Origin of the sequence: Pseudomonas asuensis, assembly GCF_014646755.1 — a bacterium.
GTDB lineage: Bacteria > Pseudomonadota > Gammaproteobacteria > Pseudomonadales > Pseudomonadaceae > Chryseomonas > Chryseomonas asuensis.
In genome coordinates this window covers 260,573-273,552 of sequence record NZ_BMNW01000002.1, presented here as the reverse complement: position 1 = coordinate 273,552, position 12,980 = coordinate 260,573, and the positions used below count along the sequence as shown (strand labels likewise).

At 55.0% G+C, this 12,980-nt stretch carries 13 protein-coding genes; 5 read left to right on the top strand and 8 right to left on the bottom strand.

From position 1 onward, the window contains the following. Positions 1–10: 10 nt before the first annotated feature. From IEX86_RS05055 to IEX86_RS05040, 4 genes are read left to right on the top strand one after another with little or no spacing between them, the layout of a single operon-like run. Positions 11–778, top strand: coding sequence for an SDR family NAD(P)-dependent oxidoreductase (locus IEX86_RS05055; RefSeq protein ID WP_188865036.1), 768 nt, complete (start codon positions 11–13; stop codon positions 776–778). Positions 779–788: 10 nt separating this feature from the next. Then, positions 789–1,976: an acetyl-CoA C-acyltransferase gene (locus tag IEX86_RS05050; RefSeq protein ID WP_188865035.1), complete on the top strand. Its 1,188-nt coding sequence runs from the start codon at positions 789–791 to the stop codon at positions 1,974–1,976. 15 nt (positions 1,977–1,991) lie between these two features. Continuing rightward, positions 1,992–3,125 carry an acyl-CoA dehydrogenase family protein gene (locus IEX86_RS05045; protein WP_188865034.1) on the top strand — a complete coding sequence of 378 codons (1,134 nt, stop codon included), beginning with the start codon at positions 1,992–1,994 and terminating at the stop codon, positions 3,123–3,125. Between the two features lie 4 nt (positions 3,126–3,129). Beyond that, positions 3,130–3,903: an enoyl-CoA hydratase gene (locus tag IEX86_RS05040; RefSeq protein WP_188865033.1), complete on the top strand. Its 774-nt coding sequence runs from the start codon at positions 3,130–3,132 to the stop codon at positions 3,901–3,903. A 38-nt stretch (positions 3,904–3,941) separates the two neighbouring features. Here IEX86_RS05040 and IEX86_RS05035 read toward each other — a convergent pair whose 3' ends face one another. After that, positions 3,942–4,484 (bottom strand): tetratricopeptide repeat protein, encoded by a 543-nt coding sequence (locus tag IEX86_RS05035; protein ID WP_188865032.1) that lies wholly within the window; start codon positions 4,482–4,484, stop codon positions 3,942–3,944. 296 nt (positions 4,485–4,780) lie between these two features. Between IEX86_RS05035 and IEX86_RS05030 the strand changes: the two genes are divergently transcribed. Further along, the gene (locus tag IEX86_RS05030) at positions 4,781–5,395 is read left to right on the top strand and encodes a DUF1826 domain-containing protein (protein WP_188865031.1); all 615 of its coding nucleotides are present in this window, start codon (positions 4,781–4,783) and stop codon (positions 5,393–5,395) included. Between the two features lie 150 nt (positions 5,396–5,545). Here IEX86_RS05030 and IEX86_RS05025 read toward each other — a convergent pair whose 3' ends face one another. From IEX86_RS05025 to gudD, 7 genes are all read right to left on the bottom strand, one after another. Continuing rightward, a complete protein-coding gene (locus tag IEX86_RS05025) occupies positions 5,546–5,839 on the bottom strand; it encodes an MFS transporter (protein ID WP_188865030.1) in 294 nt (97 codons plus the stop codon). Between the two features lie 84 nt (positions 5,840–5,923). Beyond that, positions 5,924–7,222, bottom strand: a complete 1,299-nt coding sequence (locus IEX86_RS05020) for an Nramp family divalent metal transporter (RefSeq protein WP_188865029.1) — start codon at positions 7,220–7,222, stop codon at positions 5,924–5,926. Between the two features lie 200 nt (positions 7,223–7,422). After that, complete coding sequence (locus tag IEX86_RS05015; RefSeq protein WP_188865028.1) at positions 7,423–8,376, bottom strand: 2-hydroxyacid dehydrogenase; 954 nt, start codon at positions 8,374–8,376, stop codon at positions 7,423–7,425. 143 nt (positions 8,377–8,519) lie between these two features. Then, complete coding sequence (locus IEX86_RS05010; RefSeq protein WP_188865027.1) at positions 8,520–10,043, bottom strand: tripartite tricarboxylate transporter permease; 1,524 nt, start codon at positions 10,041–10,043, stop codon at positions 8,520–8,522. Between the two features lie 10 nt (positions 10,044–10,053). Beyond that, on the bottom strand, positions 10,054–10,527 hold the full coding sequence (locus IEX86_RS05005; protein ID WP_188865026.1) for a tripartite tricarboxylate transporter TctB family protein: 474 nt from the start codon (positions 10,525–10,527) through the stop codon (positions 10,054–10,056). 63 nt (positions 10,528–10,590) lie between these two features. Then, the gene (locus IEX86_RS05000; RefSeq protein WP_188865025.1) at positions 10,591–11,562 is read right to left on the bottom strand and encodes a tripartite tricarboxylate transporter substrate binding protein; all 972 of its coding nucleotides are present in this window, start codon (positions 11,560–11,562) and stop codon (positions 10,591–10,593) included. 53 nt (positions 11,563–11,615) lie between these two features. Further along, positions 11,616–12,971 carry a glucarate dehydratase gene (gene gudD / locus IEX86_RS04995; RefSeq protein WP_188865024.1) on the bottom strand — a complete coding sequence of 452 codons (1,356 nt, stop codon included), beginning with the start codon at positions 12,969–12,971 and terminating at the stop codon, positions 11,616–11,618. Positions 12,972–12,980: the final 9 nt, after the last annotated feature.

Below are 12,980 nucleotides of genomic sequence, written 5' to 3'. Positions count from 1 at the left end.
GGAGCATTGCATGGATATTGAAAACAAGACGTTTGTGGTAACCGGGGCTGGCTCCGGCCTGGGTGCTGCTACTGCGGCCATGCTGGTTGAAGCAGGCGCGAATGTCATGCTGGTGGACATGCATGCGCCCAGTGTCGAGGCCAAGGCCGACGAGCTTGGGCCCCAGGTACGTTGCGCCATTACTGAGGTCACAGATGAAGCCCAGGCACGCGCGGCCATAACGGCTACGCTGGCTGCATTTGGCACCGTTCACGGACTGGTCAACTGCGCCGGGGTAGTGGGGGGCGAAAAAATACTGGGCAAGAGTGGCGTGCATGGGTTGGACAGTTTTGGTCGCATTATCGGCATCAATCTGATCGGCAGCTTCAACATGCTGCGTTTGGCGGCCGAAGCGATGAGTCAGGGCGAGGCTGAAGCCGGTGGTGAGCGCGGCGTCATCATCAATACAGCATCGATCGCTGCCTTTGATGGGCAAATTGGCCAAGTGGCTTATGCCGCCTCGAAAGGCGGAGTCGCCAGTATGACATTGCCCGCAGCCCGCGAGCTGGCGCGCTACGGCATTCGGGTCATGACCATTGCCCCAGGCATTTTCGAGACGCCTATGATGGCAGGCATGACCGAGGCCGTGCGCGAATCGCTGGCTGCAGGCGTGCCCTTTCCGCCACGCCTGGGCAAGCCCGAGGAATATGCGGCGCTGGTAAAACACATCATCGAGAACAGCATGCTCAACGGCGAGGTGATTCGTCTCGACGGCGCCTTGCGTATGGCGGCCAAGTAGGGGAGACATTATGAATCAAGATCCTGTTGTCATCGTCAGTCTGGCCCGTACTCCCATGGGTGGCTTTCAAGGCGACCTCCAAGGTGTGAGTGCGACTGAATTAGGCACCCATGCCATCAGTGCTGTTATTGAGCGCAGCGGTATCAGTGTGGAAGCGGTAGATGAAGTCCTTATGGGCTGCGTATTACCCGCAGGGCTGGGACAAGCCCCTGCGCGTCAGGCCGCGCTGGGCGCAGGGCTTACCCACCATACGCCGTGCACCACGCTTAACAAGATGTGTGGTTCCGGTATGCAGGCAGCCATTCTCGGTCACGACCTGCTGCTGGCCGGTAGTGCCAACAGGGTGATTGCCGGGGGAATGGAAAGTATGTCCAACGCACCGTATTTAATGGACCGCGCCCGCGCAGGCTACCGCATGGGGCATGGTCGCGTGCTGGATCATATGTTCCTGGACGGACTTGAAGATGCCTACGACAAGGGGCGCCTCATGGGCACCTTTGCCGAAGACTGTGCCCAGCAACATGACGTTACCCGTGCGGCTCAGGATGAGTACGCCGTGGCATCCTTAACCCGCGCACGCAAAGCCATTGAAGAGGGGGCCTTTGCAGCGGAAATCGTCCCGGTCCATGTGAAGACACGCAAGGAAGAACGCCTGATCCGCGATGATGAGCAGCCCCCAAAAGCCCGGCTCGACAAGATACCCGAGCTTAAACCCGCCTTTCGTGAGAACGGCACAGTAACGGCTGCCAATTCCAGCTCCATTTCCGATGGTGCCGCGGCGCTACTGCTGATGCGCCGGTCAGAGGCCGAGCGGCAGGGGTTGACGCCGCTGGCGGTCATCCACGGCCATGCTGCTTTTGCCGACGCACCGCATCTGTTTCCAACAGCGCCTATCGGCGCGATTCAACGGTTGATGAAGCGCACAGGCTGGTCGCTGGACGAGGTGGACCTCTTTGAGATCAATGAAGCCTTTGCAGTGGTTGCCATGGTCACCATGCGCGAGTTAGGGCTACCTCACGAGAAGGTAAATATCCATGGGGGTGCCTGTGCATTGGGTCATCCCATCGGTGCATCGGGTGCCCGGATTCTGGTGACCTTGATTTCGGCATTGCGTCGCCATCAATTGCGCCGGGGCGTAGCGGCCATCTGCATTGGCGGTGGCGAGGCAACGGCCATGGCGGTGGAATGCCTGTACTGATTTGAGGACAAGACCATGCTGATCACAGAAGAACAACAAAGTATCGCCGATATGGCCCGCCAGTTTGCCCAAGAGCGACTGAGGCCGTTTTCAGCAGAGTGGGATCGTGAGCATGCCTTTCCTCGGGAGGCGCTGCGAGAGATGGCTGAGCTGGGTTTCATGGGCATGCTGGTGCCCGATACCTGGGGCGGCTGTGAGACCGGGTATGTTGCCTATGCACTGGCGCTTGAGGAAATCGCAGCCGGGGACGGCGCCTGCTCCACCATCATGAGCGTACATAACTCGGTAGGTTGCGTACCCATTAATCACTTTGGTAGCGATGAGCAGAAAACCCAATTTTTACTCCCACTGGCTACAGGTGAGATGATCGGTGCCTTTGCTCTTACCGAGCCCCAAGCCGGTTCGGATGCTAGCGATTTGCGCACCAAGGCGCGACGGGAGGGCGATAGCTACATCATCAACGGGGCTAAGCAATTCATTACGTCGGGTAGCAATGCAGGCGTTGTTATCGTCTTTGCCGTAACAGACCCATCCGCTGGCAAACGGGGTATTACAGCCTTCCTCGTGCCAACGTCCACGCCGGGTTACTCAGTTGTGCGGGTGGAGCACAAGCTTGGTATTCACGCATCCGACACCTGCCAAATCCAGTTGGATAACGTACGTATCCCGGCGTCCTACCGACTCGGTGAAGAAGGGCAAGGCTACAAGATTGCCCTGGCAAACCTGGAGGGCGGACGCATCGGTATTGCGGCGCAAGCTGTAGGCATGGCCCGCGCCGCGTTCGAATATGCGCGGGACTACGCCCGTGACCGACAAACCTTTGGCAAGCCTATTGTCGAGCACCAGGCGGTAGCCTTCCGCTTGGCAGATATGGCAACCGAAATTGCTGTGGCGCGGCAGATGGTGCTCCATGCCGCTGCGCTACGGGATGCTGGCAGGCCAGCACTGGTCGAGGCGTCCATGGCCAAACTGTTTGCATCCGAGATGACTGAGCGGGTCTGCTCTGCCGCCTTGCAAACCCTGGGTGGTTATGGCTACCTCAATGACTATCCGCTGGAGCGAATCTACCGCGACGCCCGGATCTGTCAGATCTACGAGGGCACCAGTGACATTCAGCGGCTCGTCATTGCCCGCCATCTTGGAGAATAGCGTCATGTCCTATGAAACCCTGGTGATCGAAATACAAGAGCGCGTTGCGCTGATCACACTTAATCGCCCTCAGGCGCTCAATGCACTGAATTCTCAGCTGATCGACGAGCTCAACCAGGCCCTGGACAGTCTGGAGCGGGACACCACCATCGGTTGTATCGTGCTGACGGGTTCTTCCAAGGCTTTTGCAGCCGGTGCCGATATCAAGGAAATGGCTGATCTGACCTTTCCTGATATCTATCTGGATGATTTTTTCTCGGCAGTGGATCGTGTTGCCAGTCGACGCAAGCCGATGATTGCCGCTGTAGCCGGGTATGCGTTGGGCGGGGGGTGTGAGCTGGCGCTGCTATGTGACTTCATCTATGCCGCTGATAATGCCAAATTTGGTCTTCCGGAAATCAAGCTGGGTGTATTGCCCGGTATGGGAGGCACCCAGCGGCTGACGCGGGCGCTGGGCAAAGCCAAGGCGATGGAGATGTGTTTGACCGGTCGACTGATGGAGGCGCCCGAGGCGGAGCGGGCAGGGCTGGTAGCGCGTATTTTTCCCGTAGAGAGTCTTGTGAGCGAAACCTTGCAGGTCGCCCATGAGATTGCTAACAAGTCATTGACTGCAACGCTCATGGCCAAGGAAAGCATCAACCGTGTCTTTGAGACGAGCCTGAGCGAGGGCGTACGATTCGAGCGGCGGGTTTTCCATGCCGTCTTTGCCACGGCGGATCAGAAGGAAGGCATGAAAGCCTTTGTCGAAAAGCGGGATCCAGATTTCAAGCATCGATAAAGCAAAGGCTGGGTCTGTGCGCAGACCCAGCCATGTCTTCAAGGAAGCGTAGACAGTCGCTGACAACTGCTTTCGAACTTATTGTTGCAGGCGCTCTGAAAGAGCTGCTTGGCTTGAAAGGTATCCTTGGGCAGGCCGTGCATGCCTTCCATATAGAAATTGCCCAGCATATGCTGAGCCATCGCGTTGCCGCCCGCGGCTGACTGGTTAAGGTATTTGATCATGTTCGCTTCGTTGGCGAGGGCCGGATCGGCTTGTCCTGAGTACAGAAATGCCAGGTTCACGGCCGCCTCGGGACGTCCACGATCAGCAGCCAGCTTCCACCAGCGCTCGGCCTGCTTCAAGTCTTTGGTTGGCTTGCCCATGAAATAAAAATTGGCCAACTGTATCTGGGCTTCAATATCTCCACGTTCAGCCAGGGATTTAGCCGTATTGAAGTCCATAGGAGCCTGTGCGGCTGGGCTGGTAGCAACATCTTTAGGCGCCTGGCTGGCTGGCTCTGATGTATCTGCGCCCTGGTGGGCGCAACCACCTAATAGCATGAGGCCAAGCAATGAGCCTACCAGTTTTTTAGTGAGCATTCGTTCTCCTTGAGAATAGCGTCCGAGTCTGGGCTTTAGGCTTGCTCATAAACGAAAGATTCAACGTGTCGCGGTGCGCTGCTCCACAGAATACCGCTTACATCTGCATTTCCTCTACCTTGCAAAACCCTTATCGAGTCAGCCAAAGGTCGCTAAAGGAAAATCCAATATTACTGTATTTATTTGTTATGTTATAACGTTTTAATGTAAGGATTGATTTGCAAGCGGCACGTTATCTGGACGTGGTTTTTATGGATGGATCAAGGATTTTGGGTGCTAACCAACAGGAAAGATTAATGAATGTAGCTGAACTGACCGAAATAACCCGGCAAGTAGAAGGCGATACCCCTGCCGTTTTGGCCGATGTGCTTCATGATCGTACCAACCTTGCCATTTGGAACCGATCTCTTCCGCTACACATTGATCATTTTGCGCGGATGCTGGCGGGTGTAGCCGAGCCGTTCGCTCAGTCCTTGGTGATACACCTGGAGAATGCAGAAGCCGAGCCCAATGTGAGCGAGCTTGCAAGCGCCTATAGGGATATAGAAGGACATGAGGGCTTTATTGCCGACATTGCCTGGCTGGTTAAAGCCTTCGCCTTTTTGCTCGATGCACGCCGAGTTGGGGTGCGTTTGCGCTTGCTGGATAAGGCTATGTGTCCACGATTTCACGTCGACCATGTGCCGCTCCGCCTGGTCACTACCTACGCCGGACCAGGAAGCCTCTGGTCGAGCAAGAGCCAGTTGATTTCAAGCTCGCCAGATGATGCTCATCAACTTTCCCCGGGAGCAGTCGCATTGCTCAAGGGCGATAAGTGGGAAGGTAACGAAGGGGCAGGCATCGTGCATTGTTCCCCAGCGTTGAAGCCTGGAGAAAAGCGCCTGTTCCTGTCACTGGATTGGCTTGCGTAGCGGCCTGTAAGGCAAAAAGATACACGGTATGTGTCAACGTTGCTTTTTGATGAAAGTGCGCCGTGCAAACGCCTTTCGTGCACGGCGCATCAACGCTTAAGCAATGCCTTGAGCGGATTTCATGTCATCCCTTTATTAGGGAGCATTATTTTAATTCGCCTCTTTGGCGAAACGGGCACGAAAGTACGCTTCAATCTGCTCAAGCGAACGCCCCTTGATTTCCGGTACATGGTAATAAACGAAGGCCATGGCAATCGCGCCCAGCCCAACGATCAGGAAGAACGTCGAGGCCACGCCAAACACGTCGACAACGACCGGGAAAAACAGGCCGATGATGACGTTTTCAATCCACAAGGCGCAAACGGCAACGCCTATTGCCAAACCTTGAATCGGTAATGGAGGGATTTTAGCCAGCATCACCCAGACTACAGGTGCACAAGCCATAGACAGGCATCAAGTGCTCTAGCGAAAAAATCCAGCCGTACGGCAAAGGCGTGAGGGCTGTCGAACACCCTCACGCTGGCTGGGTCAGGTGAGCAGGTCAGCGCCTAACTGGAAGGCAATCCATACCGCCAGAGCAGTCGCAAAGCCCAATGCAATGTTTTCGAACCAATTGTTCCGGTATTTGCCCAGCAACGACTTCTGGTTGGACATGATCAGCAATCCAAGAGAAATGACTGGCAAGCCGATAATATTCAAGGCATTGACCGCGATCGTCAGGGTGACGAAGTTGGGCATCCCTGGCAGTGACCAGATCAGGGGCGTGACCAGAATAAACAGCATGAACCACTTATGCATGGGGTCATTGTGCAACACCTTGCCATAACGTTCGCGCCGACCGGGGCGGATGTACTGGAAGGCATCGGTGATCAGCATGGGCAGAGCGGTAGTCTTGCCGGAAATGCTTGCGAACAACGTGGCGAACACGCCCACGAAGAAAATCAGCCATCCGCCTCTACCGAAGTACAACTCCAGTGCCGTACCCAAGTCGTCCAGCGTATTCACTTGAATGCCGTTGGGGCGGAGGATTTCAGCACCTACCACCCAGATCGCCAGATTGATGATGATGCCTACGATGACTGCAAACAGAAGATCATTACGTTGGATGCGCTTGTGCTCCGGCCCCGTCCAGCCTTTTTCTTTCATCACATATGGATGAACGAAATTGGAAAATGAACCCGCTACGGCACCGATCACCGATACGGCAACTAACAGGGCACCATGAACCCCTTCATCCGCCGGGATGCTGAATCCAATGGTGCCGTACAGGATACCGCCCATATCGGGCCCAGCCATGATGGCCAGGGTCAGAAAGGCCAGGGTCATAATGGCAAGCAAGAGCTTCATCACGCCTTCGATCATGGCGTAAAAGTTACGCCCGACCAGCATCCAGACGGCCAGCACAACGGCTACCGAACACAACAGGGGGTGATTGATATGTAACAGCGTCGAGAGTGCCTCGCCTGCGCCCTTGATCATGTAGGCATTGGTGAGGTGTGCCATGATCAACGCATAACCAAACATGAAGTAGGCAAAAAGTGGATGCAGCTGGGCATAACCCTGCAGAATGCTCATGCCCTGGTTATTGCATAGCTGGAAGCGGGCAATGATGTTCACGATCAGAAAGCGGAGCAGCAAAGACACCGCCAGCACCCACATCATGGCATAGCCATAGTTAGAGCCGGCCACTGACGAGGTGATCAGATCGCCTGCGCCCAGCCAGGAAAGCACGGCGATAATGCCAGGCCCGAGCGTCTTAACCAGATTTGAAAGCGAAAAGCGGGAAGTACTGACTGCTTTTTTTGCAACCGGTTCGGTATGCGCCATGGAGTAACCCTCTGGATAGGTTGATTGTTCTTGTCACTATCAGGAGCGTTTTGCAGTCCAATGTCGGCAGACCTACTGCAGGCCATGGAACGGGGTTTGTACAAGCCCGCCTCGTTGGGATGTAAGCGATCTGGAGGTTATTGTGTCTCCTGTCGATAACGGAAAGTTAAGCCTCCCCTGAACGCGGGAGGCTCGATGGATTACACCGGAGTCTTGAGCTGTCCGTTTGTGAAGTACAGCGTCAGGTTCTCGAAGGTCAGATCAGCCATGGCTTGTCGTGTCTCGTGTGTGCCGCTGCCCAGATGCGGTGTCAGGACAACGTTATCCATCTCCAGTAATGGCTGAGGTACCTCGGGCTCGTGGGCGAACACATCAAGCCCGGCACCTGCAATAATGCCTTGTTGTAGCGCACTCACCAGCGCTGCCTCATCCACTACAGAGCCACGGGCAATGTTGATCAGGAAGCCATTCTTACCCAGTGCCTTTAGTACGTCTGCATTGATGAGATGGTGAGTTGCGTTACCGCCTGGAACGGCCAGCACCAGAAAGTCGGACTGGCTGGCCAGCGCCTTCAGGTCAGGCTCGTAACGGTAAGGGACATCTGACTGCTGATGGCGGCCGTAATAGGCAACATTCATGTCGAAGGCTGAAACTCGCTTGGCAATGGCCTTGCCAATATTGCCCAAGCCTACGATGCCGCAGGTCTTGCCGCCGAGCTTGCATCCCAATGGAAATTTTTCTTTGAGCCAGCGGCCATTACGAACGAAGCGGTCTGCTGCACTGATGCCACGTGCAACATCAATCAGGAGGGCAAAGGCCGTGTCGGCTACGCAATCGTCCAGTACGCCGGGGGTATTACTGATCGCTACGCCTCGGTCGCGGGCGGCAGAGATATCAATAGCATCGTAACCAACGCCGAAGCTAACGATAACCTTCAGATTGTTAAGTGACCGAATTAGGTTACCCTTGCATCCATGTATGCCGCTGGTGACAATGCCTTGAATCTGGTCGCCATGGGTGTTTAGAAAAGTTTTTTGATCATCTGCTTCCCACAGCCGGTAAGTGGTGTAGGTAGACTCGATCCGCTGTTGCAATGCAGGCATCAGAGGGCCGATCAATAGTAATGCAGGCGCTTGAGGCGTGGTTTCGCTCATGAGGTTCTCCTTTGATAATAATGGGGCTGTTCCTGTCTCTCCTGGCGGTTATCCCGCTTCGCTCGTTATGTCTCTGTGTATCGCGTGGTAAATACAGAGTGACACCAAAACATGCCCGGTGTAGCAACACCGGGCACTGATTGTTAAGAGCGTAGCAGGTCAGCGGTTCCTGCTTTTTTGGAAGAGCGCAGCGTGCCATAGACATGCCACACGATCGAGAGCGCAGCCAGTACCAGAAAGGTTGCGCAAATCGGGTTGGTTAAGAACCCGGTGAAGTTTCCATCCGAAAGCATCAGCCCACGCCGCAGGTTGGTTTCGGCCATCGGCCCGAGGATAAATCCAATGATAAAGGGCGCAGCAGGTATGCCCCCTTTCACAAAGCCATAACCAATCAGGCCAAACAACAGAATGGTCCAGATATCGAAGATACGGCTGCTCAGGCCAAACGCACCCACTACGCACAGCACAAGGATGATAGGCAAGAGGATATGCTTAGGTACGGCAAGCAGTTTGATGAAAATACGCAGGCCATAAAATTCCAGTACCAACATCATGACGGAGGCCAGGAGCAGGGCGGCAAAAATGGTATAGACCAGCGGTCCCTGACTCATGAACAGCATCGGTCCCGGCTGAATGCCATGGATCATGAAGCCGCCCAGCAGAATGGCTGTAACGGCATCGCCGGGAATGCCCAGCGTTAACAGCGGAATCATCGCGCCGCCAATCCCGGCATTGTTGGCAGTCTCACTGGCTACCACACCGTCGATTACACCCTTGCCAAATTTTTCCGGATACTTGGAGCGTTTCTTGGCCACGATGTAAGACACGATGTTTGAGGTACCAGCCCCTACGCCGGGAAGAATCCCGATGCCGATACCGATCAGCGAAGAACGGATCGAGTTAGGTAATTGACCGATGAACTCCTTCATCGAAAAACCAAATCCCTTGATCTGCTTCATGCTGACTGAGGCCACCGCCGCCTTGCGCTCGGCTCTTACGCTCTCGGCTACTTTGATGATCTCCGAGATGGCAAAGATGCCTACCAGGACGGTCAGAACTTCAAAGCCGCTGTTCAGGTTGGGTGTGTCGAAAGTAAAACGCCGGATGGCATCAACCGGTGCGATGCCTACCGTGGCAAAAACAAACCCCATTACGCCGGAGAACAGGCCTTTTATCATCGAGCCGGTCGAGAGCGTAGCGATCAATGTCAGGGAGAAAATGGCAATCCCGAAATACTCATGAGGCCCAAACCGCAAGGCAACCTTGGCCAGCCAGGGGGCAATGAACATCAGTGCAGCGATACTGATGATTGTCCCGATGAACGAGAACACAATCCCTGCGCCCAGCGCCTTGACCCCTTCACCCTTTTCCATCATGGGCGCGCCGTCAAAGGTTGTGGCGATAGACGAGGGTGTACCGGGGATCTTCAACAGGATGGCCGAAATCAAGCCGCCTGAGGTGGCACCGATATACAGCGATACCAGCAGCGATAGACCCGCAGCAGGCCCCATGGTGTAGGTCAATGGCAGGCTCAGGGCGATTGCCATGACGGCAGTGAGACCCGGAACAGCTCCGAAAACGATCCCAACGGCTACGCCCAAGGTAATAAGGATCAGGATCTGAAAAGAGAATACGGCAGAAAAGCCTTCCTGTAAGAGTTCTAACATGGCCGTCTCCTTATAAGTCCAGGAATCCGGCCGGTAGCATCAGATCGAAGCCATGGCGGAAGAGGAAGTAGATGGCGGTTGAGGCAATAACGGCGATGACCAGGTAACTCACATGTTTGACACGCTGGCTGGCAGGCGTCAGAACGATGAATTGCAGGTATAGATACAGCGTAGTCATCAGCAGAAAGCCTACTGTTTTCAGTAAGGCCGCATAAAGAACAATCAGCCCCAACGTTTTCAGTACAGTCGCATAGTCAGCTGGGGTACTGTCGCTTTCAGCGTCTATCTCTGAGCTGGCTGTCGTTCTGCTGGCGATCAACTGCAGTATGCCTAAAAGGCACAACATGAAGGCCAGGACATAAGGCACAAAGGCGGCGTCAACAAAGCCCTTGCGAGGCAGATTCATTGTCATGAACAGGTAAACCAGACCGGCGCCAAGCATTACCACGCCAATCACAAGCTCTTTTTTCTTGTGGCTTTCCATATAACGTCCTCACATGGAAAAAGCGGGCCAGGCGCGGACAGCGCACCCGGCTGGCAGGGTGATTTACTTGTTTTGCTGCAACAGATCCTTGTACTGCATGAACGTCTCGCGCGTTTCCTTCAGACGAGCTACGGCCTGTTCGGTGTTGTAGTAGCTGACGGGCTGCTTGAAACCTTGTTCAAGGTCTTTGGCATAGGCGGGCAGCTCGGTGATCTGCTTCATGACGTCAGCCATTTTCTTAACAATGGCCGGGTCTGTTCCTTTGGGAAAGGCAATGATGTAGGGCTTGTCCATGACAAAGTCGATACCCTGAGCCTTGAAGGTTTTTACATCACCTAAAAGCGGGTTCGGCTCTTCGTTGGGCTGTGCCAGAATGTGCATGTCACCGGTTTTCACATAATCCTGTACGGCACCATAGCTCACCGCCGACATGTCAATGCGGCCACCGAGCAGGGAGGTGACTTTCTCAGCCGCCGAACCGGTATCAACCAGCTTGAGTTGTACGCCGGCAAGTTTCTGAAAGATCAACCCTTGCAGATGCGAAAAGCCACCCAGCTCAGTTCCATAAATAACGCTGTTGGGTTTTGCCTTGGCCTTTTCGATCAGTGCGCCCAGCGAGTCGATGCCGGACGGCTTGCCGGACACAAAGACGGCCCCTTTGTCTACTGCGGCAATACAGGATATGTCGAAGGCGTCATAGCTGTAATCCACCAAGCCAGAAACTTCATTGACGACCAGTTGGCCAACGTGGGCAAACAGAATCGTATTACCGTTGGGTTCGGCGTCCTTGACCTGGGCGGTGGCCACAGAGCCGCCACCGCCACCCATATTGGTAATGACCATCGACTTACCCGTAATCTGGTTAAAGTACTTGGCCATGGTACGAGCATTGAAGTCCGTGTCGCCGCCCGCGCTGGCGGGCACAATGACCTGCACAGGACGGGTGGGCCACTTGGTTTCTTCTGCAGCAAAGGTAGTGCTGGCAGTGAGTGAAACAAGTGCAGTCAGAAGGGAGGCGCATAAAGCTTTTTTCATTATTTTACTCCAGGGTACGGCTATGCTGCGTTTGTTGATGAAATAGAGAGAATTCAACGGACCATGCAGGGGCGCTTGTTATTAAAGGTCCAGTTAGGTACTAGGAACTGCATTGCAACGGCGTCATCCCGTGCGCCTAGTCCCATCCCCTTATAGAGCTCGTGCGCTTTGGCGACCTGATCCATGTCGATCTCGACGCCCAGCCCAGGCTTTTGGGGGACAGCAACCAGACCGCCCTTGATCTGGAACGGCTCCTTGGTCAAGCGCTGACCGTCCTGCCAGATCCAATGGGTGTCGATGGCCGTAATCTTGCCTGGCGCCGCTGCGGCCACATGGGTAAACATGGCAAGTGAGATATCGAAGTGATTATTGGAGTGCGAGCCCCAGGTCAGCCCCCAATCGTTACACATCTGAGCAACACGAACAGAGCCCTGCATGGTCCAGAAGTGTGGATCAGCCAGCGGGATATCCACGGATTGCAGCTGGATAGCATGACCCATCTGACGCCAGTCGGTCGCGATCATGTTGGTGGCTGTGGGCAGGCCTGTGGCACGGCGGAACTCAGCCATGACTTCACGACCTGAATAACCGTTTTCAGCGCCACAAGGGTCTTCGGCATAGGCCAGCACGTTATGCTTGTCACGGCAGAGCGCGATCGCCTCCTTGAGTGACCATGCCCCGTTAGGGTCCAGGGTAATACGCGCATCCGGGAAGCGTTCAGCCAATGCTGTTACAGCTTCCATTTCCTCTTCGCCGCGCAACACACCGCCTTTGAGTTTGAAGTCGTTGAAGCCATAACGTGCGTGAGCAGCCTCAGCCAAACGCACTACACCTTCCGGGGTCAGTGCTTCCTCATGGCGTACGCGGAACCATTCATTGTCTGCCTCGGGTTCGCTGCGGTAGGCCAGATTGGTCTTGTTGCGATCACCCACATAGAACAGATAACCCAGCATTTCTACAGCATCGCGCTGCTGGCCTTCACCCAGGAGCGCAGCAACCGGAACGCCCAGGTGCTGGCCAAGCAGATCGAGCAGGGCAGCCTCAATGGCCGTTACGGCATGGATAGTGATGCGCAGGTCAAACGTCTGTAATCCACGACCTGCTGCATCACGGTCGGCAAAACTCTTGCGCATCTGGTTGAGGATGTTGTTGTAAGTGCCAATGGTCTGGCCAACGATTAACGTACGGGCATCTTCCAGGGTTTGGCGAATGTTCTCACCGCCAGGCACTTCACCTACACCGACATGGCCAGCATTGTCTTTAAGGATAACGATATTGCGAGTAAAGAAGGGGCCATGTGCGCCGCTGAGGTTGAGCAGCATTCCGTCGTGTCCGGCAACCGGGACGACCTGCATGTCGGTAATGACTGGCGCCTGGGTAAGAGCCTCATGGTGGGGCTGTACGTTCATATATATTCC

Coding starts and splice junctions, on each gene's coding strand:
- IEX86_RS05025 (WP_188865030.1), bottom strand. CDS start 5,839: ATGGCTTGTGCACCTGTAGTCTGGGTGATGCTGGCTAAAATCCCTCCA.
- IEX86_RS05010 (WP_188865027.1), bottom strand. CDS start 10,043: ATGTTAGAACTCTTACAGGAAGGCTTTTCTGCCGTATTCTCTTTTCAG.
- IEX86_RS05055 (WP_188865036.1), top strand. CDS start 11: ATGGATATTGAAAACAAGACGTTTGTGGTAACCGGGGCTGGCTCCGGC.
- IEX86_RS05030 (WP_188865031.1), top strand. CDS start 4,781: ATGAATGTAGCTGAACTGACCGAAATAACCCGGCAAGTAGAAGGCGAT.
- IEX86_RS05050 (WP_188865035.1), top strand. CDS start 789: ATGAATCAAGATCCTGTTGTCATCGTCAGTCTGGCCCGTACTCCCATG.
- IEX86_RS05000 (WP_188865025.1), bottom strand. CDS start 11,562: ATGAAAAAAGCTTTATGCGCCTCCCTTCTGACTGCACTTGTTTCACTC.
- IEX86_RS05045 (WP_188865034.1), top strand. CDS start 1,992: ATGCTGATCACAGAAGAACAACAAAGTATCGCCGATATGGCCCGCCAG.
- IEX86_RS05005 (WP_188865026.1), bottom strand. CDS start 10,527: ATGGAAAGCCACAAGAAAAAAGAGCTTGTGATTGGCGTGGTAATGCTT.
- IEX86_RS05015 (WP_188865028.1), bottom strand. CDS start 8,376: ATGAGCGAAACCACGCCTCAAGCGCCTGCATTACTATTGATCGGCCCT.
- IEX86_RS05020 (WP_188865029.1), bottom strand. CDS start 7,222: ATGGCGCATACCGAACCGGTTGCAAAAAAAGCAGTCAGTACTTCCCGC.
- IEX86_RS05040 (WP_188865033.1), top strand. CDS start 3,130: ATGTCCTATGAAACCCTGGTGATCGAAATACAAGAGCGCGTTGCGCTG.
- IEX86_RS05035 (WP_188865032.1), bottom strand. CDS start 4,484: ATGCTCACTAAAAAACTGGTAGGCTCATTGCTTGGCCTCATGCTATTA.
- gudD (WP_188865024.1), bottom strand. CDS start 12,971: ATGAACGTACAGCCCCACCATGAGGCTCTTACCCAGGCGCCAGTCATT.